We start from the raw sequence: 26,202 nt of genomic DNA on the forward strand, positions 1-26,202 counted from the left end.
GTGTTGCCTCGTGGAACGGAACAGCCTCGGAATGAAAGAGGCGCGTCATCGAGATGAAGGCCACTCAATGCAGCGGTGCGAGTGGAGGGTTCGGGGAGGCTCCGAGCGGCCGCCGCGTGCCAAAGCGGAGACCGTTCATCCCTTGGAACAATCACCGCATTCGTCAGTTCGAAGCTCAGGAGCCGCTCGCCGGCCACTCGCAGGTCGGCGACAAACGCAGTCTCGATGAAGTGCGAGGAAAAGATGATAGTGAACGAGAGCACCCACCACCGCCTCAAAGATCCGGCGTACTGGTACTGCGTCAGTCTTAAGATCTTGATGACTTTGCTCGGGATCGTGTTGGGCATCGGCGGCCTCTGGCTCATCGCGCTGGGTGAGACCTGGTTCGATCTGCTTGGCGGGCTTGGTCTTGTGATCTCCGGCACGGGGATGGCCAATACGTCCAGCGCCGGCATGTGGGCCTATCTTCTTTCTTATCTGTTTACCCTCGGCTGGACGTTTTGGGGGGTCGAAACGGACTGGTCCTCGCTGGCGCCAAGGTTGGTTGCAACGATCGCGCTACAGGCTTCGGTCTTTATTTGTATTTCGTTGTCAAGATCACCCCGTGATGCACATGGTCATGGTCGAGCCGCCGCCATGGCGGCTTTCTTGGTCGTGGCGGCTGGCGGCTTTCTGCTCACGGCGTCTGAATCTCTCAGGGTGGTGGTCGGAGAGATATCTCGTTACATTGATATCCTGCCTACGTGAGGAGCGTCCAACTGGAAATCCTGACACCTGATCGATCGGACCGTTTCACTTCACGATTTTGTGCCAAGCTATGGAATAGGAGGTGCCAAGACCGGATCCCTCTGGCAAGGGTTGTAATCCCGCCTCCAATGCCCAATTGGATGCTTGAACCTGAACTCGAGAGCAGGAGAAAACGCATGCAGTGTCCGCTGGACGGTCAAACCCTCGTCATTGCCGAACGTAGCGGTATAGAGATTGATTACTGCCCCAAATGCCGCGGAGTTTGGCTGGACCGTGGCGAACTGGACAAGATTATCGAACGATCGGGCCAAGCTGCGATGAAACCCCAGCGGGGGCGCGACAGTCGCGAGGCGCCTTCATTTGGGCGCGACCACGATGACGACCGAGCCAGTGACGGATCGAGGTCTTACAAAAAAAAGAAAAAGGAATCGTTCCTCAGTGATTTGTTCGATTTTTGACGTTGTGAAGACAATCGCTTGGGTTTGTCTGGCCGTTTCGCACGTGCCTGTTGACGTCTAAGATGTTTACAGAACCAGAATAAGTTTTGAAAGACGAGGACTCGAATGCTCCCTGATCTTGTGCTCGTTGTGGCAGGTCTCTTTCTTCTTTTCATCGGTGGTGAGGGCTTGGTGCGAGGCTCGGTAGCCATCGCCGAACGACTGGGTATATCCAAACTTTTGATTGGACTGGTCATTGTCGGGTTCGGGACATCCACGCCTGAACTGCTTGTATCGGTAAACGCTGCCCTTGATGGCGCGCCGGAAATAGCGCTCGGAAATGTGGTGGGTTCGAACATCGCCAACGTGCTGCTGATCGTAGGCATAGCGGCCGTGATCGCTCCCATAGCGAACTGGGAGCGAACAGCCGTTCGCGAGGCGGTGATTGCGTCCCTCGTAACGCTTGCCGCATTTGCGCTGGTCCAGGGCGCGGTCATCACCCGTCTGGAAGGCGGCGCAATGCTGGTTGTACTCGCTGGCTACCTTGGCGCAAGCTACTGGTTGGAACGGCGGGATCGCAAGGCAAAGGCCTTCCAGCATCAGACCGACGAATTGAAAGATATCCCCCTGACACGACCTTGGCTGGCACCGGTCTTGGCAATCGGTGGAATAGCTGCGCTGGTATTCGGAGCTGACTTGTTGGTCGAAGGAGCTGTCAACATTGCTCGTGATTTCGGTGTGCCGGATGCGGTCATCGGGCTGTCACTCGTCGCCATCGGAACCTCCCTGCCGGAACTCGCCACGGCCGTCGTCGCCGCTGTCCGACGTCATTCCGATGTGGTTCTGGGCAATGTGATAGGTTCGAACATTTTCAACATCCTCGCAATCCTTGGCGTAACAGTACTGATACATCCAATCGAGGTTGCAGCGCGGTTTCGCCAGATCGACGCGCCGGTGATGCTTGGAGCCGCGTTGTTGCTGCTGACGCTGCTGTTTGCGGCCAAATCCATCGGGCGGATATGGGGTGTGCTCATGCTGGCTCTCTATGCGGCCTACATGATATTCCTGTTCTCCAACGGCCTATCGGCTTAAGCATGAAGATTGGAATTGTTTTTGGGACTGAAATGATCGGACTTGAGACGGTAAAGGTTCCGATTGCCCGTGTTATGTCCGAGGCAACCCGCAGAAGCTCTTGAGCATGTCTATTCTTGTCACATCACCCATCGGGCCTATCCTTTTCCTTGATGGTGTGCGGGAGGGGCGATTAAGCCTTTCGGCCCTTTTCATTGCCGCACGGGGTTATGTGCCGCCACCGATCATTCTCGGAGATGCCGAGGTCCATGCAATGGCTTTGGCGGAGTATGATCATGCGATCGCTTGGAGGGCGCGGTTCTCACTACCGGCCGATCGGACCTCCGCCTACGCCTGGGATGGCGTGAGCTATGAGGTCGCCGGCGATCTCACGGGTGATATTCGTCTGGCTTATGTCTCGTGCAATGGCGAAGAAATAGCCGACATGGAACGTGAGGGCTCAGAGCGCAACGCCATGTGGGCGCGCCTGCGCGAAAGCTATCAGGCCAAGCCCTTCGCGCTCATGCTTCACGGCGGTGATCAGGTCTATGCCGACGAGATCACGCTCGGTCACAGGTTGAGCCATGATTGGCCCGACCGCAAACCGGACGATCCGTCACCTCCGGAGTTGGCCGATTTGCGACACCATCTCCGCGAGGGTTTCTTCGCTCGATATGCCGCGATTTATTCAACACCTGAGCTTGCGTGGCTGGCCGCTCGAGCACCCTCGCTCATGCAGTGGGACGATCACGACATCTGCGACGGGTGGGGATCGTTGCATCACTCCCTGACAGAATCTCAGGTGGGCCAGACGGTTTTTTCAGTCGCGCGGGAGAGCTTTCTGATCTTCCAGCAAGCGGCCAGGGAGGGTGACCTGCCGTTCCGGTTCGCGGACCGCTCGGGGCGACATCTCGGTTGGGGCATTTCCGCGCCCGGACTGCGCATTCTCGCTCCGGATCTGCGTTCGGAGCGGACGCGAGACCAGATCATGGGGACTGGTGGTTGGGCAATGATGACGGCAGAAGCTTTGCGCAAGATGGAAGGGCACACGTTGCTGATGTCGAGCGTCCCATTGCTCGGGCCGAGGCTGTCACTGCTTGAGGCTCTGATGGCCGTCATTCCGCGGATGCAGAAATACGAGGACGACTTGCGAGACCAGTGGCAAAGCCGTGCGCATCGCGAGGAATGGCAGCGGATGCTAAAGCTCGTGATCCAGATAGGTCAACGTGACGGCCATCAACTGACCGCGATCTCAGGAGAAATTCACCTTGCCGCCCGTGCCGTTATGGACTTAGGACACGGCCTTCATCTCAATCAGCTTGTCGCGTCAGGCATTGCACATCGTGCGCCGCCCAAGGCTTGGGCTCGCTTCCTTGGCGCTCTCGCATCGCTCGGCGAGCAACCGCTTCCTGAGCATCCTATCCGAATCAATACGGTGCCTGGTCAAAGCGAGCGCTACACAGCCGAACGCAACTATTTGCTCCTTGAGCGATCATCCGGGACCTGGTCAGCGCGCTGGGACCTGGAAACGAGTGGTATGACTAAGTCGCTTGCACTCTACTGACTCTAAATCATGGTGTATTTGGTTTTCATGTCGATGTCGCGCAAGTATCTGCGGGTCGGTCATGCTCTGGCGGAGCGGCAGGCCTTTGGTCGGAAAGACATCCACCCGCAGGCGAAGGCGGATGCTTACCCTAAATGATAAAGTATCGATGCACGACGTAAGCCAGCTTCCAAAGCGACAGGATCGCCGCCGAGGCGAGAGCGATCAAAGCCAGCATTAACCAGTCGTGGGCAACGATGGCATTCTCGACAACATTCAAAAGCTTCAGGAACAACAGGCCGAAGGACAGAAACATGCTCGCGATCACAGCGATAGCCGGCACGCAAAGAAGAAAGACGATCGGCCAGTTGACCACTATGCGAACGATCCGCTCCCCGAAGCTTGCCTCGTAGCTTTTTTTGTCCCTGACGGGTCGAAGGTATTTAGGGACCAGCATTTTTTCTCCTTCATGATCAGCGGCCGTCAGTGGCGCGGCAGCAATCGCCTGACGTCGTCATACGAAACTTTGCCCTCATCAACCTTCTGTTGGGCCGCATCATGCATGGAGCGGGCAAGAACACGGTCGGCCGACTCAAGCATCAGGCGGCTCACGACCTTCGGCCAATCCCCGATAGGCGCGGAAACAAACTGATCGCGCACATAGTCATCAAACAACAGATACTCGCGCAGCGGCACGCGGCCGCGATGGTCGCTTGTGCGGACCAGGTGCTGAACGACGAAGAGCTGGAGCGACGTGATCAGGTCGAACGCGCGTGCATCGCGTTCTTCGGCCGGGAAGTTCACGACCATGCGCCGCAAGCCTTCCGCGACCGATCCGGCATGCGTGGTGGTGTAAACCAAGTGGCCGGTCAGACTGGCTTCCAGGCAACCCTCGAGGGAGGCTTTGTCGCGGGCCTCTCCCAGCGAAATAATATCAGGCGCACAGCGCAGTGCCGCCCACACTCCGTCGCCGAACGACGGCAGGTTGCGCCCTTCGCCGATCTCCGACTGCTCAATGGAAGACGCGCAGTCGCTATGATCTGTCAGCACGTCGGAATAGGTGAACTCGATAGGCGCCTGCAGATCGACGATCGCTTTCGGATCGGCCGTGTTCTCAAGATGAAAGCGCGTGATCCCGGCAAGCGTCGTGGACTTTCCCTGGCCGGTCGCCCCGGCGACCACGACAATGCCATTCTGAGGCGACATGTACGGGCGCACTTCAGTGTCGAGACCGACATCATCGATCGTCGGCGTCTTTGTCGGCAGCGGCCGCATCGTCATGGAAATGCCGTCGCCGGCACCTTTCATCACGCCCTTGGCGTTCACGCGGAAACGCTGACGTCGGTGGCGATCGATCGGCACCTCGAACGAGAAGTCCAGCGGCCGCCCTTGACGCAGAATGCTGAAGGCATCTTCCGACCGCCACATATGGCTCAGGATACTCAGGACCTCGGAGGCGTTCAGGGGCCTTGCCGTCGCAAAATGCTGGGTGCCGTGCATCTTGATCCGGATACGACTGTCGGTCTGTATCCGGATGTCCGACGCCCCTTTGATGGAGGCCCCGACCAGCAACTGTTGAAACGGGTCCATGTCGCCGTCAAAACGCAACGGCTCATGGTTCAGGACGCGAGCATAGGGCTCCTTCGGATCATAGGCGTCTTCCATCAAATTCGAGAGATCAACCGCCGGCATTACTTGGCCACCTGAAAACGTCTCTGGATTGGCTTCCATCGGGCAGGGTTCTTGACGAACCGGGCGGCATCGTCGATCTCGACACGGCGCTCCCCGATATAGAGCTCGTCGACATCACCGGCCGCGCGCGTCTCGCTCGACTTCAGCACGAGGTTGGTAATAAGGCCGGCTTCCACCGCCTTGCGATACTCGACCATGCCGAGATAGTCGCGCCGCAACAGGTTCATGTTTTCCTGCAAAGCAGCGTCGGCCTGCTGCTCGCCCTGTGACCAGCCTTCATCGAGATACTGCGACCAGACTTTGGTTTCATCGTCATCCTGGGGCAATAGGCGATCGTCAGGCTCACGCGGCGTATCGAGCGGGAGCACAAGATAGTCGCGCCAGGTCGGCAGAATGGCGACCAGTCGGCCTGGCTCCTCGATGCGGTAGTATTCGTCGGCGGCAACGCTCTTGCGGCCATTGTCAGTGACGTTGATCGCCGCCGTGGCGCGGGTGATCACCGGCGGCAACACGTAGCCTGTTTCCCGCGGCGCCTTGAATGCGACCCGGTTGAAATTGAAGGTTTCAGAGAGTTTGATCGATTCACGCTCCAGATCATTCATGATCTCCCAGCTGCGCCGCTCAAATCCTGCTTGTGCCCCATAGGCAAGGGCTGCGTCCCGAAGGACCGAATAGCGCTGCTCCTCAACCTCGGTCCCACCAAGCTTTCCGCGTTTGGCCCGGGAAGCAAACTGCTTGTAGGACAAGGGCGCATATCGCGGACTGGTAAGGTCGTCAGGGCCGCCGAGCTGCGGGATGGGCGGCGGTTCCGGGGTTTCGTCCTTCATTGTTGCGCATGAAGACAAAAACGCGGCCATAAGAATGCCTGTCAGCGTCATGGCACGAAGGCGACGGTGAGAAAGGGTCTGGCTCACGGCTTGAGGTCCTCCTGATGCGGGATCGGGCTTTGCTCAGGGCGAGCGTAATAGATTGTCATGTGTCTGGCGCCTTGATCGATCACGAGGCGCGCACGTCCCTTCGCCTGCCCATAGGCTTCCCGAAGCAATCCCAAGGCCGTCAGATTGTAGAAATTGGTCGAGATCAAAATCGGAGCGCCGGACTTTTCCCCGGACGCCGACACGCTGTAGTCCACTTCGCTGGCAACCCGCGTTGTCAGCTCATCCAACGTTCCCTGCCATTCGGCATCAACGATCTTCATAATCGGGTCTTGGGCAATCCCCGGATTGCGCACCTCAACCGTATTCGTAGCACGCGCTTCCAGGACATTTTGATAGAGCGCTGCATCGTTCAACTCGCTTCGAACGAGATGGACTTGATTGTCGATGTAATTGATCGTAGGGGAATCCGACGGAACGTCTCTTGTGCTGGTACAGCCAGCGAGCACAGCCAGTGCCAGGCTGATCGCGATGCGCATAGGGAAACCTCTTGCGGTGCGGAAATTGCAGCGTATTACATCTGCAATTCACCACAATGGCCGCCTTGATGCAACATCCAAGAGAACAAAAGGGCGTTCAGTCACCATTCTTGCCGATTTTGGAGCGCTTATCTCCCGATAGAATGATACTGCGACTTCTCGTGCTCGAGACGAGTTTCGCGCCGCTGTGTCCGATCGATCTCGACACACCTGTCATAGGCAGCGCAGATCTGGCGGGCATCACGATGAACCCTCGATCTTGCTTCTGGAGAAAGCTCCGGCATTGCCCGTGCAATCAGTTCCTGCGCCGGCGCGCCGCTGCTATCGCCAAAACGCGCCCTGATATCATGAGCGACACCCCGCAGCTGGCCGATGGCTTCCCTGTCTTCGATCGCCGCCCTTTCAAGAGCGCGACGTTCGTCAGAGCGTTCCGGAAGACTGGACGCTTTCGACAGAGAGGCCAGCACATCTTTGGCGGCCGGCGACAGTCCGTCGATTGGCGCGGCCATCTGGCTACGCAGCTTTCTCTCCGACTTTTCGGCACCCTCAATGCTCACCTTTAATGATCCGGCAAAATTATCAGCACTACTGATCGCCGGCATCACTGCCGCAAGTGCCGCTTTCCGCTCCTCATCAGGGCGCCCCAGGAAGTTTGTTTTGCCGTTCAAATCGCCTAGCGATGCCGGGCTCTGGTCCATCGTTTTCAATACCTGAATGACATCGGAGCCATCCGTCACCGCCGCCACCAGCTTGTCGAGGATCGCGGCCGGATCGCGCCAGACCTTGCCCATGTTCTGAAGCGCAGACCGGTGCAGCGACTTGGTAACCGCCGCGTAATTGGCCGGATCACGGGCAACGGCTTCGACCGAAACGGGCCATTGCGTCACGGACGGAACAAGCGGAACATCGGGAAGGCGATAACGTGCCCGCTCCTTTTCATAATCGGCCTCAAGGCCAGCATCGCGCCGCTCCGTGACCATGACCGACGCAACATCAACGCGGCTCTTGTCGTCGGCGGCCAGCTGACCGACATGCACGAGCTGCCAGTTTCTCTTGATGAAGGTCTGCGCCGATGGCGGAAGATGCGCGACAAGCGACTGAAGCTTGTCGTCATCCGGATCGCGACCAAGAGATCGAACTTCCACCGGGGAAACGAGCGCTGCGATCTGGTCATTGAACATCACCAGATCGGTCGCTGATGACATCTGCGTCAGCTCGGTTTCGGCAGCGCGGAACCAGCGCCCCCGTTTGCCGCTGTAGCCGTTCGTGTTGCGGTCCACTTCCGAAAGCCGCGAAAGCGCCTGGCTGACCGCTGGCGTCAGTTCAGGAAGCCTGATCTCTTTTTCAGCTTCAACAGGCCGCGCGCCGTCGGCAGGCGGGACATTCGGCGAGACGTCAACCGCTTGCGGACGCGCAAGCGAAAGCCGTTCGGAAATTGCTCTGAACCGTTCCGCAATAGCCGCGAACCGCGAACGCATGGCATCGAGCGATCGACGCCAAAGATCGCGCAGTTCGCCAATGTCCGGAAGGTCGCGCCGACGCACAAACGCGTCACGTTCGAGCTGATAGTCGGGCGTATGCGCATAGGCCAGCGTTGAATCCTTGAGCCGGTCGCGCGACAGCGTGTTCAGCAAATCCTTGATTTCAGGAAAGTCATTCCGGCCGGCATAAAGTGTGACCGCCTCGCGATGACGCGAAAGCGCGACATAGGAAAGCTGGGCATCCATCATCTGTGTGGCAAGCACATGCACCCGATCGACGGTCGCCCCTTGCGACTTATGGATCGTCGTCGCGTAGCCATAATCAACGTTGTTGTAATGCTCATGGTTGACCGCAACGATCCTGCCGTTGTCGAGCCTAACGTCAAGAATGCCGTCATTCGCCTTTTCCACGGTTGCCAGCATTCCGTTCTTGACGCCAAGGTCACGATTGTTTTCCAGGAACAACAGCCGATCGCCAACGGCGAAAGCGCGCGGGCCACGAACCGCGTCAAACGTCACTTCATTTTGAAGCCCCCCGTGGGCTTTGATGGTCAGGCGTGCCCGCTCATTCAGACTGAACACCGCGGCCTTGGTGTGCGCCAGCATCAGCGTATCGGCGCCGGCGCGCCAATCAGCTCCCCACGCACCAACCAACTCAGACATGGCATCGTCACGATGGCCCTTAAGACGAATGTGCCCGTTGTCTGCATAAGTTTGAAGCGCCGCGCGGCTCTCACCGCGCCCGAATGCGAGAGAAGCGTCCCGCATCCATGTTTCCCTTTGCCGGCGCACCTCCGTCAACTCGACAAACCCGGTATTATCCGCAATGGCGCGAAACGCAGCGCCAGCCTGAATAGGCTGAAGCTGCCGCGCGTCCCCGACAAGAATAAGCTTGGCCTGCGCCGCGTTAACCGCATCAACCAACATCACCATGTCGCTCGAAGAGACCATTCCTGCCTCATCCAGAACGAACACGTCGCCTTTCTGAAGTCGGCGCTTGTCGTGTTCCCACGACAAGCGCCAGGACGCCAGCGTCCGGCTCTCGATACCAGCCGATTCAAACAGGCCCTCGGCTGCCTTTCCGGCAAGCGCTCCGCCAACCACACGACGCCCCTGCCCTTCGTAAACCTCCCGCACGACGTCCATGACCGTGGATTTACCCGCTCCCGCATAGCCGACCACCGTCGATACGCCGCGATCGGACGTGACGGCGTGAACGACCATCGCCTGTTCGCCGGAAAGGGAAAACCCGTGCGACTTCGAGAAGTCCGCGATCGCCTTTTCAACCTGACGCGGCGGGGCACCGAAAGACTGATCCGTCGCGCGCTGACGGACGCCATCGATCATCTGCGCTTCCATCTGCAGGACTTCTCGCGTGGTCATCTTCTCCCGTTCAAGAAGTTTGTTCGTGAACGGGTCGCGGATTTCCTGGGAAAGCGTCACAAGGTTTTCGAGCGCACCGACCCGGAGGAAAAGCCCGGAAAATTCTTCAGACGTTGACGCATACCGGTGGATGAACTTTGCAACATCACGTTCATCGAAAACGGACTTTTCCGCAGTGATCATTTTCAGAACAAGCGCAGGATCTTCCGCCAGCCTGCGGAAATTCTCACGCATGACCTGCTGGTGCTGCTGGACCATCTCGGTCTGAATGCCGCGCGCCTCCATGTCGTCGACGGCGGGGCCGCGATGCGTCGTCGGCTCCAGCGGAATTTTCCGATCTTCGAAGCTGCGATGATCAACTGTCGTGTCATATCCATGCTGGACCAAATGACGATTGACCACCTGCGACCAGGCAGCGCGGATCTCGGGCAGGCGGTCCTTCCAACCCGCGAAGTGCTGATAGACGATTTCCCCCTTTTGGCCCTCCACCTTTGGCGGCCTTCGGACCGGTTCACCGTCACCATCAAGAACCGGAACCCGCTTTGAGCCAAAGCCTGTCTCGGTCAGCGGTCGCAACGCCACCATGATGTGAACATGCGGATTCCCTGTAGCATCGTGATAGTTCCAATCTGCGACCTGCCCACGCGCCGCAAACTGATTGCGCACAAAGTCACGAACCAGAGCCTTGTTCTGCTCTACGGACAACTCAACGGGCAGTGCGACGACAAACTCATGCGCGAGCTGGGCGTCATCGCGCTTTTCACTGGCTTCCACACGGTTCCAGAAACGCTCGGCAAACTCATGTGGCGAATATCGATCATGCCAGGCATTTATCCACCGCGGGGCAGCTTCGGGCAACACGACTTCACTGTGGATACAACCCTTCTTTCGACTGTAGTCGGCAATCTCTCCGGAGCGCGCGACGTTCATATGTGTCGCGTGGCGGTATGCAGCGGCAGCGACCGCACTCTGCCCTTTGCCACGGGATATCTGATGAGCGCGCAAATGATAGATCGCCATGAAACGGACCTACCATCTTACATTGTTGAAAACAATGTATAAGTGCGCATTTAACAAAACGATCGTTTTGTTCGCATGACGGAGTGCGGCATCGGCTCCGCCGATTCATCTTATACAGTATGGGCTCTTTTTCACGCATCATCGGTGTTTACAAACACAGAACATCTCTGCAATCTTCTCATCGTTTGATGCCGAAAAGGAGAAAGCACATGGCACGCGCAAAATCCCCTTCCGCGATCCGTGACCAGATCAGAACTCTGCAAAAGCAGTTGCGCGAAGCTGAAGAAAAGGAAGCAATCAGGATTGGACAAATCGCCATGAAAGCTGGCGTCGAAACCCTTGATCTTTCGGAGAATGAACTTGAGGCGGCATTTGCCGAGATGGTTCATTCCTTTCGTTCCGTGCGGGAGAATGAGCAGCGACCTTCTGACCTTGCGCAGAACGCTTAGCAACCTGCAAAGCGAGTTTAGAAAAATGCGCAAGCGCGAACGAAGCGAAGACACCCGTCACAAGATCGAGCTTGGTGGATTGGTCATCAAAGCAAGCCTCGGAGATGAGGACCGCGCCTACATTCTTGGCGTTCTGCTGACAGGAAATCGGAGAAAGGGCGACGCTCGACTTCGCGAACAAATGATCAAGCTAGGTCGCGAGGCGTTACGCCAATGATCACCAAACCCAGACGTTCCGAATTTGCTATTCTGCTCTATGCCGGTCTCTTCCTTGTGGGCATCTCGGCACTTGTCTGGGTTTGTTTTTTTGCGCTTCGTTCATGGAACGCCCCGAACGGATCGGCCTACCGCCTATCAGTTTCGCAGGCGATCGACTGCCTCACATTCTGGTCCTCCGATCTTTGCCGAAGTCACTTCATTCAGGCACTCGGCTACGTCCCGGCCGATCTGGCTAAACTGCAATGGTTGTTGGCTGCCATGCTTGTGGCAGGAAACCTTGCCATTGCGATCGGCGGCTATATTGCCTTCCTCATGCCACCGGATAAATGGATCAAGTCCGGCCGGACCGTCGCAGGCATGCCCGAACTGCTACGAGCCGCAAAAGCCGAAAAGATCGACAAGAGGGACGGCCTTCATTGGTTCAATGGATGGCGGCTGGCGCTCGAACGCGAGGTGCGACACTTCATCATCTTTGGCTCCATTGGCGGCGGCAAGACACAGACCATGATCGGGCTGATCGTCTCTGCAATCGCGCGACATGACAAGGTTCTCGTCTTCGATATCAAGGGAGACTTTACCGAGAAGCTGCCTCCAACGGACAAGGGAGATGGTTCCAGGGTGCAGCCAATCATCATCGCTCCACAGGATCGGCGTTCCCATGTTTGGGATATCGCCAAGGATCTGCGCATTGCAGAGGATGCCGTTGAGCTGGCCACGCGACTGATCCCTGAATCAAGAGATCGGTTCTTTTCCAACTCGGCCCGTGCCGTGCTGGCCGCGTGCACCATACGCCTTATGCATGAGAACCCCGGAAGGTGGACGTGGGCCGATCTGGTAGCAGAGACGCGCCGTGACCACCTTGAACTTCTTGAGGTCGCGCATCGCTATCACCCCGACGCGGTTCGCTTTCTGGATGCTGACTATCGACAAGTCGCCTCGACGCTTTCGACGCTCACCGCTGATACGAACACGCTGCGTCTGCTGGCAACGGCGTGGGCGAATTATGAAGGTCTGGAACGTTTTTCGTTGCGCGACTGGCTGCTCTACAAAACAGATCGGCGCACCGTCATCCTGCAGAAGTCTGGCCGGTTTTCTGACCAATCTGACGGCTGGATCAGCGCGTTTCTTACCATTGCCTCCGGCATCGTGTCCGATCCGGAACTTGGCGATGCCAAGCTCCGTCGCATCTGGTTTTTCGTGGATGAGTTTGCCCAACTGCCGAAGATCAGCCGGTTTTCCGCGCTACTGGATATCGGACGATCGAAGGGGGTTTGCGTGTGTCTCGGCGTGCAGGATATTGCACAGATCCGTGACACCTATGGGCGCGAACGCGCCGACGCGTGGATGTCGATCGTCGGAACAAAGATCATCGCCAAAGTGAATTCGGGACCGACCGCGCAGCGACTTGAAAGCGATGTCGGTCAGGCCACCGTGGTCTATAACCGTCGTGAGCCACGTGGAAACGGGCTGGAATGGGTGCGCGACGAGCGGCGCGAGAACACGATTGAGCGTTCCGAATTCGAGACGCAGCTCGGGCCTCGCAAGAACGGTATCGATGTCCTCGTCACCGGCGTTGGCGAGGACGTCTACAAGGTGCGCGTTCCCTATACCACCCTCCCGCATGCGCGCGATGCCCAAGCGCCAGCGCAATGGACCCTCGACCTTATCACCGCCAGCCGACTTGAAGGTTTCACGACTGACGACGATACTGAGACCGGTCAGACGGACAGTGACGCAAACTATCCGAAAGAGGCCATTGACGTTCTCAAGGGAATGGATCCGGTCGACACGCCCAGGAACACAGCGATGATAGAAGGCGACACGCACGACCTGTTCGACGGGCAACTGCCGGGGATCTGAAGATGCTGGGACAGCTTGATCTTTTCCCGACTGAAGTGCTCCTGCGCCGCATCGAGCCGGCCACGAATAAGTGGCGGTTCTATCATCTCAGCATTGAGGGCGGCCTGTTCGGAGACTGGTGCCTTGTGCGCCGCTGGGGCCGGATCGGGACCAGCGGTCAGCTGAAGCTCGATTGGTTCACCTCGGCCGGACAGGCCCATGACGCACTCGCCATTCTGGAGCAAAGCAAGCGCAAGCGTGGCTACCGCGACTGACCAGTGGTTCACGCACGGTGGTCACGCCATCAACAGGCATCAAACGGCCTTCCGCGCTGCAGGTCGGCCGAACTACACTTAGGAAGCGGCTCGATGTTCTGAAGCGCTCGAAGCTGCCCCTGCAGACGGTGCTGCAACAACCTGAATTTTAAGATCGAGCGCTTTGGCCACTTTCATCAAGGTTGCCATTGTCGGATTTCCGTTGCCGGACAGCGCGCGTGAAAGACCTTCCCGAGAAAGCCCGGTGTCACGCGCCAGCTGGCTCATATTGCGCGACCGCGCAATGGTTCCAAGAACGACAGCGATATATTCAGGATCGTCTCCGCCTTCTTCCATCGCGGCATCCAGGAAGGCCGCAATGTCTTCGTTGGTTTTCAGGTAATCGGCCGCATCGAAACGGCTAAAAACTTCCTTTGCCATAGTTTCAATCCTTCCATTCGTCGGCCAGCATTTTTGCGGCCTTGATGTCCTTTTTCTGCGTCGACTTGTCGCCACCGCAAAGCAAAACGATAATCAACTCGCCGCGCCTCATATAGTAAACTCGATATCCCTTGCCGTAGTGAATTCGGAGCTCGGAAATCCCCGACCCCACGGGCTCCACATCACCGGGATTGCCCATTGAAAGTCGCACGAGGCGGGCGGCGACCTTTGCGGCCACAGTTCGATCCTTCAGGCTCGAAAGCCAGTGATCAAATGTTGCCGTTTTGATTAACTCGACCATATGCCTACTATAGGTCACACTGGACTAAATTGCAAACTATAAGTCACAGCCTGCTCATGTCACCTGTTCATGCAGCAATGCTCGATTTGTCGGTTCAATGGTATTCCTGGCTTCGAGCTTTCTTTTTTGAACTGGCGCACGGAATAGCGGCTTCAGCGCTCAAAATATTCGGCTTTTCGGGTGTCGGCTAGAGAACAGGAAGGCTGAAAGCCTTCCTGAAACTGACCTCATTCCAGGTCAGCGTTCCAGGCTGCCATGTCCTGCTCAAACTGCAGCTCCTCTGCCACTGCCTGCGCCTCCAGCTTTTCAAGTTCTGCTTCAGCATCCCGCCGTTCGACTTTCGAGAAGTCGCAGTTCATCAGCTCGGCGCGAAGTTCGTTGATCTGATCGATAGTCGTCATGTTTCCGTCTCCTTTTGTTGACGGAAACCGGCCACGGGTGATCGCAGGCCGGCGTCAATGATCGCGAAGCGACCGGCAAGGCTGGTGAATGGGGGTGCCGATTTAGTTGCTGCCCGCAGGACTGCGGCAAAATTGATGGTGTGGACGGCCCTCCGAAACCGCAGCGCGAGATGATACGATCACCGCGCTCCAGCAATTCAAAGGAACCGCACCATGTCTTTAGAGAATATCGCTGTCGTTGGTCTTGATCTGGCCAAGAACGTTTTTCAGATACATGCCGTTGATGACACTGGGTGTGTCGTTGCTCGCCGCCAACTCCGCCGAAATCAGTTGCTGCAATTCTTTGAACAGATCCCGCGTTGCCTAGTCGGTATGGAAGCCTGCTCGACTTCTCATTTCTGGGCGCGAGAACTCGGCAAGTTGGGCTTCGAGGTCAAGCTGATGCCGCCAGTATATGTGAAGCCCTATGTCAAACGCGGGAAGAACGATGCTGCAGACGCCGAGGCGATCTGCGAAGCGGTCACACGCCCTACGATGCGTTTCGTGCCGATCAAGAGCTGCGAGCGGCAAGCACTGCTAATGCAACACAAGACGCGAGATCTACTCGTTCGTCACCGAACTGCGCTCATCAATGCTCTCCGTGGCCACCTCGCGGAATTTGGCATTATTGCTCCGCAAGGAGCGATGGGCGTGAAGACCGCGCTCGAAGCGCTGCATGCGGCAAGGGATGAGCTACCCGCGCCAGCAGTGCAGGCGCTGGAACACATTCGAAACCAGCTACAGGAACTCAGTCAGAAGATTGCCGAGTTGGATCGCATTATCATTGCGTGGTGCAGGAGCGACGCGGCCGCCCGTCGCTTGATGACCATCCCTGGCGTAGGTTCACTGACGGCGGCGGCTATCGCCGCTTCGGTTGGGGATGCTGCGGAATTCAGATCGGCACGGCAATTCGCGGCCTGGCTCGGTCTGACGCCGCGACAGAACAGCAGTGGCGGGAAAGAACGGCTCGGCCGGATCAGCAAGCAGGGAGATCGAACCATCAGGCGATTGCTGGTGGTCGGAGCGACTGCGGTTGTTCGGCGAGCCCGCCTCGACGCATCTTCATTTCCGTGGATCGCACGGTTGCTGGATCGCAGACCTGCAAGGCTAGTGTCCGTGGCGATCGCCAACAAAACCGCGCGCATTGCGTGGGCTATTCTCAGACGGGAGGAAGTGTATCGGCCGGCAACGGCCTGAGGGAATCCCGTTCGGCCATCACCGGCCGGGCGGTGGAATGAAGGACTGAGTTGTGATGGCGAACCGGTTTGGCCGGGGATGGATGAAAGCCTAGGTGCCCCCAGCGCCTCGAGCGCGCAAAATTGATTGGCAATCCGTCTGCGGACTTCATCAGGGCCAGCAGCATATGAGCTGCGATAAAAGGCCGGACACATGAGTGAACCTTATTGGCCGCCAACATAAATAAAGTCTTGCATTCCACGGGCCGTCCACACATGGGGGAACCGTTCGTCATTGACGCTGACCAAGGAGCCGTACGCTATCCCGGCAGATAAAAAAGAGAACCGCGTTCCCAAGGGCCGCGACCGAATCCGGCGTCCAGCCGGCAATCTACGCAGCGAGACCGCGAAGATGGGATTTTAGCTGAGGCCGTGCCCAAAGTCGTCGTCACGCCCCCTACTCTCTCGGGCGTTCGCAGGGGTCTTCTGTGGCGTTTCGAACGTCACATGCTGCCCTTGCTCGGGCAGAGGCCTTGGCAGGTCCTTTGTCTTGCCGACGAGAATATTCTGCTTGTCATGCATCATGAAATCCGAGCCACCGACCCCGACCAGAACGCCATCATAGCGGCGGCCAGGCTCGGTCGTTGCCATATAGCGATTTTGCCAGTCAAAGCCTTGCGAGGTCAGGAAATTCTGTGCCTTCTCCAACGCCTGCACGCGTTCCGGATCAGAAATCTCGCGGAACATTCGCTTGAAAGCATCGACATCGCCGCGTTCATGACCGGCAATGCTGGCCTGCGCCATGCGCTCGGCCGACACGACATCGAAGCTCAGTTCGTGACCGGCGTTCTTCGCCAGCGCGATCATGAACGCCCTCTGCGTCCGGCCATTGCCTTCGCGAAACGGATGAATCGAGTTGAGCCGATTGAAATAGCCTGCCGCCTGGTCGGCAAACGTCTCTCGGTCCAGGCCGCGCAGGAAGTTCTGACCGCGCAGGTCCTCGGAAAACCGGTCCAGTGCGCTGGAAATGGCCGGGCCAATCGCAAATTGCTCACCGTCGATCTTCTGCATGGTCGGCATGGTCGCGACAGTGCCATCAGAAAGCTGAACCAGCTCATCGCGGGTTCGCCCGGCCCATTCGTAGACCTTCTCGAAGAGGTGCTGATGTAAACCCTTCAAGTATTGGCCATCGAATGTCGGGGCCGGGCCGGCGCCAAATTGCAGGGTAACCAAACGAGCAGCAACGCGTTCGGCCTCCACAGCTGACAGCTTGTCAGCATCGGTTATGCCATAGATGTTCTTGAGGGTGCCGTTTTCGTAGGTGTAGTTCGTCATCCGTTGGCGGCGCGAAATTCATCGAGCATGGTGTCGATATCATCGGCGTCGATATCACCACGAATGAAAGCCTCGAAAATGTGATCGGTGGCAGGATCGCGCTTCAGGCCTTCCATGGCATTGGAATGATCGGCGCTGTTGACCAGCCGGCGCCGCTTTTCCATCTCGGCATCGGAGATGCGCATCTTTTCAAGGGTGCTCGCCATGGTCTTTTCCTTCTTCAGATCGGTGAGGTTTTACAGTCAGGCTGGTCTTCATGGAATCTCTCAACCCTTGAACCGGCACGGTCCTGCTATGCACTCTCGCTCTTGGACGATAGATCCAGCATAGGTCTCTTGACCACGCGCATTATACCAGAACCAGCAGAATAATTCTCTTGTTTTTTATATGTTTGACCCGGCTATCGGGTGCGTCAGTCGTCTCTGCGGAGCCGTTTCGCTGGCAACGGAACGAACAGGTCATGAAACACGACCAACGCCGTATCGGGCTCGACAGCGTAGCGACCGTTCTTCGTGACCTTATAGAAGAGGCCCATTTCCTCGAGCACAACGCAGTTGCGCGGGATCGTAAACCGGCTGACGCCAAGACGGTCGGCAAGCATTTGGAGGGGCAGGATGCCGCCATCGAGCTGCGGATCATGGATCAGCCCGATCAGGCTCATGCGCAACATGGGCAACAGGTTCACATACCGGCTCGGCCGGTTCTCGATGACACTGACAATCTTGATTGAGTTCACGCCCACTGTACCAGGCGGAATCTGCTCCAGTACGGGTGGTCCGTCGAACCACACAAACGGGTCATGCGGTTGCGCGCCCAATCCTTTGATGATTTCGTCTCTGGTCATTCTCTCGCGACAGCTGTTCAAGCCCACATAGTGCTTCGTCTATATGCGTCAACGCCCGTCATGAACCACGACACCCCCGCGGGTATCGGTCGTTGACTTGATAATGGCGGGCATTTCTCAATGCATGATACTTAATTTGTGTGAGGCTGGGACACAAGTGCGGACTATTCAGGCCGGCGCGGATTTGCCAGAACCGGCGCGGCGGATACCGCCGCGCCGGTGGAGCCTTAGCTCCAGGGGATCACGGTCATGAGGTCATCATCGTCCTGGCCGGGAAACTTTCCGAGGTTTGCACGGAACGCCCGGCTCGGGGTCGCAGCAGTCAGCTGCAGGTACTCTTCACCGTTCTGGTTCGTCTGACGCCAGATGCCGCCAACCTCGATCTTCCGACCTCGCGGGGAAACGCCATACAAGCGGTAGACAGGCGCCTTCGGGTTCGTGCTGTTGAGCTCTTCGCCAGTGATGTCGAAGTCGAAGTCCAGTGCGGCGATGTTGCCTTCCAAAGTGCCGTTGTCGTTGAAGCGGATGAAGTTGATCAGGTCTGCCATTGGTATGTCTCCGTTGTTTGATCGAATTGACAGGGACACCAGGAAGCACCGGAAGAGGATGACTGCACCCTTCAGGGCCGCAGCGAAGCGAAGGGCGGCGCAGGACCGGAAAAGACGGAGGGTCCGCCGAAGGTGGAAGCCGTCTTTTTTGGACGGAGACGTTGCTGACAGACCCCGGGCCTTACAGTCCCATCGTCAATTGCTCGCAAACAACAACGGCTGGACATTCCTTCGCCATGGCAGCCCGCGTCAGCTTTGTGCAACAGGGTGTCGATACTGGCAAAGAACACAGTCTGCATGGACAACAAAGCACGAAACGGCCTGTCGCAGCGAATCCGAAAGGGGCTCTGTTCCTTCGATGCGAGGAAATTCCCGACACAACACGACGGAGACGGTCACCCCCGAAACGAAAATTGGGTCCTTCGTCAAAAACAGAATCTGAATAGGAGAGGAACAGACCGGGCCGATTGAGGGAGGCTGCCAGCGCGGTCACTCTTGGCTAAATATCGCCATTTTCGAGTTCGGCAAAGATGGTTTCAGGCAGGGCAAGACAGATCGTATAATCGGCGAAACTCGGTTGCCAGTATTTATTTTGTCCATATTATTGGACACATGGAAATAAGCATCGTCACCGCGAGTTTTAGCGCGCTTTCCCAAGAGACCCGTCTTGAGGCGTTTCGTCTCCTTGTTCGCCATGAACCCGACGGGCTCCCTGCCGGGGAGATCGCGCGTCAATTATCTGTACCGCACAACACCATGTCGGCACATCTTGCGGTGCTTTCACGGGCAGGATGGGTGATATCGCGCCGACAGAGCCGCTCAATCATCTATCGCGCCAATCTCGAGCACATGCAGGAAACTCTGCGTTTTCTGGTCCGCGACTGCTGCGCTGGCCACCCAGAAGTTTGCGAGCCGTTTTCGGCGGCTCTGAGTGAAGGTGGCCTCAACGACAAAAGAAGGAGCGAGAACGCTTGAAAGCGATAATCTTTCACAATCCGGCATGCGGAACCTCCCGAAATACCCTAGCGATGATCGAGGCGTCAGGCGAAACCCCGACCGTGATGGAATACCTAAAGACCCCACCCAATCGTGAACGGCTGATCGAGCTGATTTCGATAATGGCGATCACGCCAAGAGAGTTGCTGCGCCGCAAGGGAACGCCTTTTGAGGAACTCAATCTTGATGATCCGACGCTGAGTGATGATCAACTGATCGATGCAATGATGGCGCACCCGATCCTGATCAATCGTCCAATTGTGGTGACAGAAAAAGGTGCGCGGTTATGCCGGCCTTCAGAGCGGGTTCTTGAACTGCTGGCAAACCCGGTGGCGGTGTTTACCAAGGAAGACGGCGATGTGGTACGCTTCGGCGGGGCAACTCAATGAGCGGGACTGAACGCCTCGATGACCTGCCGAATATCGATCCGGACAAGTTACGTCCAATTGACGTCGATCTGCTGGCGGGTCCGGATGCGCCTCGCCATCCCCCCAGGATTCTGGTGCTTTACGGCTCGCTGCGCGAGCGCTCCTTTTCACGCCTGGCCTCCGAAGAGGCGATGAGACTATTGCACTGGTACGGCTGCGAAGTGCGCACCTTCAAACCCTCGGGTCTACCTCTGCCTGACGATGCGGATACCGACCACCCGAAAGTCCAGGAGTTGCGCGATCTCGCCCAATGGTCCGAGGGCATGCTGTGGGTCAGCCCCGAGCGGCATGGCGCGATGACCGGCATCATGAAGACGCAGATCGACTGGATACCGCTATCGCTGGGCGGTATCCGGCCCACCCAGGGCAAGACACTGGCGGTCATGGAGGTTTCGGGCGGCAGCCAGAGCTTCAATGCCGTCAACCAGATGCGAATCCTCGGGCGCTGGATGCGTATGATCACCATCCCCAATCAATCATCCGTACCCAAAGCTTTCACCGAGTTTGACGAAGCCGGGCGCATGAAGCCTTCCCCCCTCTATATGCGTATCGTCGATGTGTGTGAGGAACTCGTGAAGTTCACCTGGCTGACGCGCGGCAGGTCTGCCTATCTCACTGACCGTTATTCAGAGCGCGTCGAGAGTGCTGAGGAGCTCTCTCGACGCGTCAACCAGAACACGCACTGACGATAAGGTCTTTTCATGTTGGCACTGGCTATTTTTGTCGTCACCCTGGTTCTGGTGATCTGGCAGCCGAAAGGTCTGGGGATTGGTTGGAGCGCGCTCGGCGGCGCTTTGGTGGCACTGCTGACGGGCGTGGTGCATCCGGACGATATCGTCGTGGTATGGGATATCGTCTGGGATGCCACTTTCACTTTCGTGGCGCTGATTATCATTTCGCTGATCCTGGACGAAGCTGGGTTCTTCGCGTGGGCAGCGCTGAATGTGGCACGTTGGGGCAACGGACGCGGCCATTTGCTTTTCCCGCTTGTCGTTATACTGGGGGCGATCATTGCTGCGTTCTTTGCCAATGACGGCGCAGCCCTTCTGCTGACGCCCATTGTCATCGCTATTCTCCTGCGCCTGAATTTTGGGCCGCCGGCGGCGTTGGCCTTCATCATCGCGACCGGGTTCATCGCAGACACGGCAAGCCTGCCGCTGGTGATCTCCAACCTCGTCAATATCGTCAGTGCCAACTATTTTGATATCGGGTTCGACCGCTACGCGGCGGTCATGGTCCCTGTGAATTTTGTTTCCCTGGCAGCAACACTGGCCGTGCTCTGGTTGGCATTCGGCCGTCGAATTCCCAAACACTACTCCGTCGAGAGCCTGGACCCGCCGCACATGGCCGTCAAGGATCCACTGGTCTTCCGGGCTGCGTTTCCCTTGCTGGCCGTGCTGCTTGCCGCCTATTTCGTGACGGCCCCGCTAGGCATTCCCATCGCGTTTGTGACAGGTACTGGCGCAGTTCTGCTCATGGCAATTGCCGGGCGCTGGTGGCAGGCCGGCCGCGGTGCAATCGTCTCCGTATCGGACGCGCTTCGCGGCGCCCCCTGGCAGATCGTTCTGTTCTCAATCGGCATGTATCTCGTCGTCTACGGGTTTGGCAATGCGGGGCTGACGAATTACGGCGCCCTGGCGATTGAGTGGTTGGCGCAACATGGTGAGTTTGTCGCCACGCTGGGCACCGGCGTGCTTTCCGCCATCGCAGCCTCCATCATGAACAATATGCCCTCGACATTGGTCGGTGCATTGTCTATCGATCGGGCCAACGTGCCTGCGGCAACGCGGGAGTTGATGATCTACGCCAACGTCATTGGCAATGATCTGGGGCCCAAATTCACCCCGATCGGCAGTCTCGCGACCTTGCTCTGGCTCCATGTGCTGGCCGGAAAGGGCTACAGGATTGGCTGGGGCCAGTATATGAAAATCGGTCTTCTGATAACACCGCCGGTATTGCTGGCAAGCCTGGTCGCCCTGGCTTTCTGGCTACCGGCTCTACCGCCATCGCCATAGGTGCATCTTGGGTCATGGCGCGGTGAGTTTCGCTGCCTGGAAGTTGCCGTCGGCACGATGACGCTGTCGTAATAGCCGGTTGGTCGCCTGGCCAGAAGGCGAATCCTGCCCAAGACAGCGTGAAAGCGCCGCTCTTCGACAGTATTCAGACTCGGGCCAGGCGCAGCCTACCGATATCGTCAACATGCTCCTGAAGGGCGGCGCGATCGAGGGTCGGTCCCGGGAGTTGAGCGAAGGGTTGAATGCGCCGGCGCATGGCCTGATAGGTCTGGCGAAACAATTCGAGGCGTTCTTCATCGCTGAAAACGCCCGCGGCAGGATCCGGGTGACCCCAATGCGCTGTAACCGGCTGTCCGGGCCAGACCGGGCATTCTTCATTGGCCGCCTGGTCGCACACAGTGAAAACGAAGTCCATTTGCGGCGCGGTCGGCTTCTGAAACTCGGCGATCGAGCTTGTCCCCAGTTCTGAAATCTCGTGTCCGTTTTCTTCAAGAACCTGCAGGGTCAAGGGATGGACCGCGCCATGTGACGATGTGCCTGCGGAATAGGCTGCAAACCGCTCAGGCGCGGTGTCACGCAGGATGACTTCGGCAAAGATTGACCGCGCTGAATTGCGCGTACAGACGAACAGGACATTATATCTGCGGTGATCGTTCGCGTCGAAATCTATCGTGCGATGGTCATTGTTTGTTCGGCCCCGACAACAATCCTCCGAGAGGAAGCCTATCAGCGACTTCGCGCCGGATAGATCGGCGCTGTACAACAACGAGTTCCCGTCGCGATCCTGATGGACGAGACCCGCACGCCGCAGAACCGATAGATAGATAGAAAGCGTCGAGCGTTTATAGCCAAGTGTTTCGGCCAGTTCACCGGCTGCCACTGATTGCGGATATCGTCGAACCAGAACGCGGAATACGTGGAGCCGTTCGGCGTGCCCGAGCGCATCGAGCATCCCGACCATGTCATCTATCATTACGTGCATGCCTCTTCAGTGCAGTCATAAGTCCGATTTATGCTTATGACCGGAAGAGACAACGATTTTGTGTCAGCCGCAAGGTTTAGCCGAGGGCGTACCCTATTCCCCTGATTGTTCGGAGCGGGTAGTTCGTTTTCTTCTGGTTGAGCACCTTGCGCAGACGGCCGATATGCACATCCACACTGCGAATATCGACATCGCCTTTGCGCCGTCCGGCGCGTTCCAACAACTGTTCCCTGGTGAAGGGTCGTCCAGGACGACTCATGAAGGCCGCAAGCATGCGATATTCGGTTGGACCGAGATGCACGGGGCGTCCTTCGATATAGACCCGCAGCGCGTCTTCATCCAGAGCGATGCGCTCAAAGGTGAGGCAGGGCCTTACCTTTCCGGAATCGATACGACGAAGCTGGACATGGAGCCGCGCCGCCAGCTCTGATGAAGAGTAGGGTTTGGACAGGTAATCGTCTGCGCCCAGTTCAAGCTCCTTGACCTTGTCTTCCTCGCCGGAACTGCCGGACAGAATAATCAGCGGCATCTGCCTCGTGGCGCTGTCCTGTTTGAAGCTGCGGCACAGGTTGAAGCCATAATCATTCGGTGCGACCCAATTGAAAAGGACGATGTCCGGCCGTACATGGCGCGTTTGAGGGTTTTCAGGCGGTTGATCTGACCTTCCGCCTGGCCGTTGCTCCAAGGCATCTCGATTGCGTTTTTGACCGCATCGAAGTCCCGGTTCAAGGTGCGGGCGAAGCGCATGATGGGCGCCAGGTTGGTTTCGATCGCGTCGTCGATCCATGCAGGGAGCGGGTCTGCTTGGCGGCCACGCATGATACCGTTGAACCGCATGGCGAGGCTGCGCATCGTTGCGAAGGCGGGAGAGCCGGTCTTGAGCGTGTCGACTTTCCGCGCCTGATCCGGGGTGAACTTTCCGCGCGGCTTGATGCACAGCGCGGCCGCGATGACCGGGGAGATCGCGTGCCCAGTTTCCGGGTCTCGGACTGGCTTAAGGATTTCGTGCTCTACCTTGGGGTCGCTCGCTTGCTGTTCGGCTCTGCGCCAACCCGCCAGCAGCCGCTGCAAATGCGACTGACTCCCCTCGTAACCACGCTCTTGGATCATATGGAACAGGGCGCTGCCAGTTCGAATGCCCTCCTTCCAGCTTTGGCTCAGGAACTCTTCAAAGTACCACGGCGAAGTTGGTTTCAAAGCGGCCCGCCTGCGGTCCGGTGGTGTTTCGAACTGCAGCCATTTCGCGATGCTACGACGCGGGAACCCTGTTCGTCGCCCGATCTCGCTGCAGGAAAGCCCTTGATTTCGGAGTGCATGAATGGTGGCGAAAATCTCTTCCCGAGACGTCCTGTGCGCAAGGCGTGACTTCAGAAGGTTGCCGGCGGCGGTGATGTTGTCGGCGTCGGACAGCAGCGCCCTGCCGGTCGCACGGCCATGAAGGTTCATTTGCTCCTCTATGGCCTGCCGCAGGTTTTGTACGATATGGAACCGGTCAGCGACTTGCTTCGCCTGCGGTGCCCCTTGCCGTGCGGCCTGGGCGTAAAGACCGCAGCGATCTCTACTGATCACTTCCACCTCGGGATGTCGCTTCAGCCAGTTGGTGCAGGTGACGACATCTCGATCCTCGAGAACATCGATGACCACGCGCCGCTCCAGATCGACAATGATCGTGCCGTAGGTCTGCGACTTCCGCCAGCTCCAGTCGTCGATCCCGATGACTGTCGGCGGCGCGGCGGTGTCTTGAGCACGCTTCTTCAACTGCCTGAGCACTGTGTCATCGCTGATCCCAAGGCCCAAACGGTGCAAGAGCCGCTCGGCCGGCCGCCCGCCGGTCGCATGCCCAAGATGGCTGACAATCCCCCCGACACGCGAGGTGCGCCGCGCATAAGGACGCGCAATCGAGGCGATCTGGTCCGAGAACGTCCGACGTGGGCAAGCGGGCGTCAAACATTGCCAACGGCAAACCCAGAGAGCCACCGTAACCCCGTCTCCATGGGCGGGGTAATCCTGCAGCCGCCGACGCCGCCATCCGTGACGTCGGCGTGAATGCAATCCACAGTCCGGGCAAATGCCGTTTGGTGTCAGACTGCCCGATACAATCCACCCGCCGGAATCACTTCGCTCGACGCTTTGAACCGAAACTTCGCCCCCGGGCGACCAATGGTGCTTCGAACTCACAATTATCCCTCCTGAATTTTCCAGTTTCAGGATAGTTGCGCCACACAAAGTGAGGCAGAGCCGATTAAAGGGCAACGCGACAGCGGGTTTGACATCTGCCCGCCTTCTGGCGCATAGGGTCGACATCACGCTGTCGGATGGACGACGGGTCGTTGTCGAAGGGTCGACGGCGCTGTCATCGGTTGTCGGCCTCGTGCAGGGTCTGATGGCATGATCCCGGTTCCGAGCAATACGCGGGTGTGGCTCGCGGCCTCTCCCACGGGTGCGGCGGCACGTCGGGGCGCTGGTCGGGGTCGCCCGCGTGCGCCGCCCGGCGGATCGCCTCTAGCGGGTCGTCCCCAGCCACCGTTTCACCGCGCTCGAACAGACGCGACCCCAGAGGCGACCCCTGCCACCAGACCGTACCGCGCGGGGCGGGAAGCTGGGCGTGCAGCCGCTCCAGCGCGCGCTTGTGCGCCGGCGCCACCTCTCCGGCCACCAGCAGCACGCGGGCGTGGCGCGAACTGTCCACCAGCCGCAGGCCGGGCCGGCGGCGCAGCGTCTCGACCCGCGCAAGGCCCCGTGCGCCGACGACCGGAAAGACCGGTACCTCGGCCCGGCGCGCCAGCGCGGTGAGCAGCCTCATTGCCACCGGAACACCCCCTCGCGCCAGCCGTAGAGGATGCCGAGGAACATCCCCATCTCCGCCAGCGCCTTCGCCCCGGTCTCCACATAGGCCACGGCCTACGGATACATGAACATCATCTCCATCTCGAACGCGATGAAGAGCAGCGTCATCGGATAATAGCGCACATGGAACCGCTGCCAGGCATGGGCTTCCGGCTGGCCGCCCCCGAGAAAGGCCGCGCGCCCTGGCCATGTCGCTCCGTCCTGCGACCCGATCCGCTGCACCGCGAGCGCAAAGGCCACGGCGAACAGCACAAGAATGAGTGGCATCGCAATCTCGGTCATCGTGCTGTCCTCCTTCACA

The 26,202-nt window shown here is 58.2% G+C and carries 30 protein-coding genes; 13 read left to right on the forward strand and 17 right to left on the reverse strand.

Annotated elements, in window-relative coordinates; all coding sequences use genetic code 11:
- Nucleotides 1-249: 249 nt before the first annotated feature.
- The 4 genes from JET14_RS21055 (at nt 250) to JET14_RS21070 (ending at nt 3,819) form a co-directional block, all read left to right on the forward strand.
- Nucleotides 250-747: a hypothetical protein gene (locus tag JET14_RS21055; protein ID WP_200338291.1), complete on the forward strand. Its 498-nt coding sequence runs from the start codon at nt 250-252 to the stop codon at nt 745-747.
- A gap of 176 nt (nt 748-923) precedes the next feature.
- Nucleotides 924-1,205, forward strand: a complete 282-nt coding sequence (locus JET14_RS21060) for a zf-TFIIB domain-containing protein (protein ID WP_200338292.1) — start codon at nt 924-926, stop codon at nt 1,203-1,205.
- Nucleotides 1,206-1,310: 105 nt separating this feature from the next.
- On the forward strand, nt 1,311-2,276 hold the full coding sequence (locus tag JET14_RS21065; RefSeq protein WP_200338293.1) for a calcium/sodium antiporter: 966 nt from the start codon (nt 1,311-1,313) through the stop codon (nt 2,274-2,276).
- A 106-nt stretch (nt 2,277-2,382) separates the two neighbouring features.
- A complete protein-coding gene (locus tag JET14_RS21070) occupies nt 2,383-3,819 on the forward strand; it encodes an alkaline phosphatase D family protein (protein ID WP_200338294.1) in 1,437 nt (478 codons plus the stop codon).
- A gap of 130 nt (nt 3,820-3,949) precedes the next feature.
- On the opposite strand, the gene JET14_RS21075 is transcribed toward JET14_RS21070, so the two are convergent.
- The 5 genes from JET14_RS21075 to traA all read right to left on the reverse strand — a co-directional run bounded on the left by JET14_RS21075 (nt 3,950) and on the right by traA (nt 10,788).
- A complete protein-coding gene (locus tag JET14_RS21075; protein WP_200338295.1) occupies nt 3,950-4,255 on the reverse strand; it encodes a hypothetical protein in 306 nt (101 codons plus the stop codon).
- 26 nt (nt 4,256-4,281) lie between these two features.
- Nucleotides 4,282-5,529: a type IV pilus twitching motility protein PilT gene (locus tag JET14_RS21080; RefSeq protein WP_246750669.1), complete on the reverse strand. Its 1,248-nt coding sequence runs from the start codon at nt 5,527-5,529 to the stop codon at nt 4,282-4,284.
- Nucleotides 5,490-6,404, reverse strand: a complete 915-nt coding sequence (locus JET14_RS21085; RefSeq protein WP_246750670.1) for a type IV secretory system conjugative DNA transfer family protein — start codon at nt 6,402-6,404, stop codon at nt 5,490-5,492. Before JET14_RS21085 ends, JET14_RS21080 begins: the two co-directional genes overlap by 40 nt.
- Complete coding sequence (locus JET14_RS21090) at nt 6,401-6,904, reverse strand: DotD/TraH family lipoprotein (RefSeq protein WP_200338296.1); 504 nt, start codon at nt 6,902-6,904, stop codon at nt 6,401-6,403. The genes JET14_RS21085 and JET14_RS21090 overlap by 4 nt, the downstream gene beginning before the upstream one ends.
- A gap of 128 nt (nt 6,905-7,032) precedes the next feature.
- Nucleotides 7,033-10,788 carry a Ti-type conjugative transfer relaxase TraA gene (traA, locus tag JET14_RS21095; RefSeq protein ID WP_200338297.1) on the reverse strand — a complete coding sequence of 1,252 codons (3,756 nt, stop codon included), beginning with the start codon at nt 10,786-10,788 and terminating at the stop codon, nt 7,033-7,035.
- A 209-nt stretch (nt 10,789-10,997) separates the two neighbouring features.
- Between traA and JET14_RS21100 the strand changes: the two genes are divergently transcribed.
- Genes JET14_RS21100 through JET14_RS21115 form a run of 4 tightly spaced genes read left to right on the forward strand, consistent with a single transcriptional unit; the run spans nt 10,998 to nt 13,570 of the window.
- Nucleotides 10,998-11,237, forward strand: a complete 240-nt coding sequence (locus JET14_RS21100; RefSeq protein ID WP_200338197.1) for a TraC family protein — start codon at nt 10,998-11,000, stop codon at nt 11,235-11,237.
- Nucleotides 11,200-11,454 (forward strand): conjugal transfer protein TraD, encoded by a 255-nt coding sequence (locus tag JET14_RS21105; protein WP_106312892.1) that lies wholly within the window; start codon nt 11,200-11,202, stop codon nt 11,452-11,454. The genes JET14_RS21100 and JET14_RS21105 overlap by 38 nt, the downstream gene beginning before the upstream one ends.
- Entirely contained in the window at nt 11,451-13,316 is a 1,866-nt protein-coding gene (locus tag JET14_RS21110) for a type IV secretion system DNA-binding domain-containing protein (RefSeq protein WP_200338198.1), read from the forward strand. The genes JET14_RS21105 and JET14_RS21110 overlap by 4 nt, the downstream gene beginning before the upstream one ends.
- Before the next feature lie 2 nt (nt 13,317-13,318).
- Nucleotides 13,319-13,570, forward strand: a complete 252-nt coding sequence (locus JET14_RS21115) for a WGR domain-containing protein (protein WP_200338199.1) — start codon at nt 13,319-13,321, stop codon at nt 13,568-13,570.
- Between the two features lie 78 nt (nt 13,571-13,648).
- On the opposite strand, the gene JET14_RS21120 is transcribed toward JET14_RS21115, so the two are convergent.
- From JET14_RS21120 to JET14_RS21130, 3 genes are all read right to left on the reverse strand, one after another.
- Nucleotides 13,649-13,990: an addiction module antidote protein gene (locus tag JET14_RS21120; RefSeq protein WP_200338200.1), complete on the reverse strand. Its 342-nt coding sequence runs from the start codon at nt 13,988-13,990 to the stop codon at nt 13,649-13,651.
- A gap of 4 nt (nt 13,991-13,994) precedes the next feature.
- Nucleotides 13,995-14,291 carry a type II toxin-antitoxin system RelE/ParE family toxin gene (locus tag JET14_RS21125; RefSeq protein ID WP_200338201.1) on the reverse strand — a complete coding sequence of 99 codons (297 nt, stop codon included), beginning with the start codon at nt 14,289-14,291 and terminating at the stop codon, nt 13,995-13,997.
- 227 nt (nt 14,292-14,518) lie between these two features.
- On the reverse strand, nt 14,519-14,692 hold the full coding sequence (locus tag JET14_RS21130) for a hypothetical protein (protein ID WP_200338202.1): 174 nt from the start codon (nt 14,690-14,692) through the stop codon (nt 14,519-14,521).
- A gap of 213 nt (nt 14,693-14,905) precedes the next feature.
- Between JET14_RS21130 and JET14_RS21135 the strand changes: the two genes are divergently transcribed.
- Nucleotides 14,906-15,928, forward strand: coding sequence for an IS110 family transposase (locus tag JET14_RS21135; RefSeq protein WP_200338203.1), 1,023 nt, complete (start codon nt 14,906-14,908; stop codon nt 15,926-15,928).
- A 398-nt stretch (nt 15,929-16,326) separates the two neighbouring features.
- Here JET14_RS21135 and JET14_RS21140 read toward each other — a convergent pair whose 3' ends face one another.
- From JET14_RS21140 to JET14_RS21155, 4 genes are all read right to left on the reverse strand, one after another.
- On the reverse strand, nt 16,327-17,241 hold the full coding sequence (locus JET14_RS21140; RefSeq protein WP_200338204.1) for a Fic/DOC family protein: 915 nt from the start codon (nt 17,239-17,241) through the stop codon (nt 16,327-16,329).
- Nucleotides 17,238-17,447, reverse strand: coding sequence for an antitoxin VbhA family protein (locus JET14_RS21145; RefSeq protein WP_200338205.1), 210 nt, complete (start codon nt 17,445-17,447; stop codon nt 17,238-17,240). The genes JET14_RS21140 and JET14_RS21145 overlap by 4 nt, the downstream gene beginning before the upstream one ends.
- 206 nt (nt 17,448-17,653) lie before the next feature.
- Entirely contained in the window at nt 17,654-18,085 is a 432-nt protein-coding gene (locus JET14_RS21150) for a hypothetical protein (RefSeq protein ID WP_200338206.1), read from the reverse strand.
- A 227-nt stretch (nt 18,086-18,312) separates the two neighbouring features.
- Nucleotides 18,313-18,633: a DUF736 domain-containing protein gene (locus JET14_RS21155; RefSeq protein ID WP_106312870.1), complete on the reverse strand. Its 321-nt coding sequence runs from the start codon at nt 18,631-18,633 to the stop codon at nt 18,313-18,315.
- A gap of 612 nt (nt 18,634-19,245) precedes the next feature.
- Between JET14_RS21155 and JET14_RS21160 the strand changes: the two genes are divergently transcribed.
- The 4 genes from JET14_RS21160 to JET14_RS21175 are packed head-to-tail and all read left to right on the forward strand — an operon-like array spanning nt 19,246 to nt 22,072.
- Nucleotides 19,246-19,608 carry an ArsR/SmtB family transcription factor gene (locus JET14_RS21160; RefSeq protein WP_079921054.1) on the forward strand — a complete coding sequence of 121 codons (363 nt, stop codon included), beginning with the start codon at nt 19,246-19,248 and terminating at the stop codon, nt 19,606-19,608.
- Nucleotides 19,605-20,018: an arsenate reductase (glutaredoxin) gene (gene arsC, locus JET14_RS21165; protein ID WP_200338207.1), complete on the forward strand. Its 414-nt coding sequence runs from the start codon at nt 19,605-19,607 to the stop codon at nt 20,016-20,018. Before JET14_RS21160 ends, arsC begins: the two co-directional genes overlap by 4 nt.
- Nucleotides 20,015-20,743, forward strand: a complete 729-nt coding sequence (gene arsH / locus JET14_RS21170) for an arsenical resistance protein ArsH (RefSeq protein WP_200338208.1) — start codon at nt 20,015-20,017, stop codon at nt 20,741-20,743. The genes arsC and arsH overlap by 4 nt, the downstream gene beginning before the upstream one ends.
- A 15-nt stretch (nt 20,744-20,758) precedes the next feature.
- On the forward strand, nt 20,759-22,072 hold the full coding sequence (locus JET14_RS21175) for an arsenic transporter (protein ID WP_018065835.1): 1,314 nt from the start codon (nt 20,759-20,761) through the stop codon (nt 22,070-22,072).
- A gap of 145 nt (nt 22,073-22,217) precedes the next feature.
- Here JET14_RS21175 and JET14_RS21180 read toward each other — a convergent pair whose 3' ends face one another.
- The 5 genes from JET14_RS21180 to JET14_RS21200 all read right to left on the reverse strand — a co-directional run bounded on the left by JET14_RS21180 (nt 22,218) and on the right by JET14_RS21200 (nt 26,183).
- Entirely contained in the window at nt 22,218-23,054 is an 837-nt protein-coding gene (locus tag JET14_RS21180) for a helix-turn-helix domain-containing protein (protein ID WP_018065834.1), read from the reverse strand.
- A gap of 76 nt (nt 23,055-23,130) precedes the next feature.
- Complete coding sequence (locus JET14_RS21185) at nt 23,131-23,667, reverse strand: winged helix-turn-helix domain-containing protein (protein ID WP_246750671.1); 537 nt, start codon at nt 23,665-23,667, stop codon at nt 23,131-23,133.
- On the reverse strand, nt 23,574-25,232 hold the full coding sequence (locus JET14_RS21190; protein WP_432443094.1) for an ISL3 family transposase: 1,659 nt from the start codon (nt 25,230-25,232) through the stop codon (nt 23,574-23,576). The genes JET14_RS21185 and JET14_RS21190 overlap by 94 nt, the downstream gene beginning before the upstream one ends.
- A gap of 175 nt (nt 25,233-25,407) precedes the next feature.
- Nucleotides 25,408-25,857 (reverse strand): hypothetical protein, encoded by a 450-nt coding sequence (locus JET14_RS21195; protein ID WP_018065829.1) that lies wholly within the window; start codon nt 25,855-25,857, stop codon nt 25,408-25,410.
- A gap of 98 nt (nt 25,858-25,955) precedes the next feature.
- A complete protein-coding gene (locus JET14_RS21200; RefSeq protein WP_207768750.1) occupies nt 25,956-26,183 on the reverse strand; it encodes an NADH-quinone oxidoreductase subunit A in 228 nt (75 codons plus the stop codon).
- Nucleotides 26,184-26,202: the final 19 nt, after the last annotated feature.

It is taken from the genome of Martelella lutilitoris (assembly GCF_016598595.1).
Classification (GTDB): domain Bacteria; phylum Pseudomonadota; class Alphaproteobacteria; order Rhizobiales; family Rhizobiaceae; genus Martelella; species Martelella lutilitoris_A.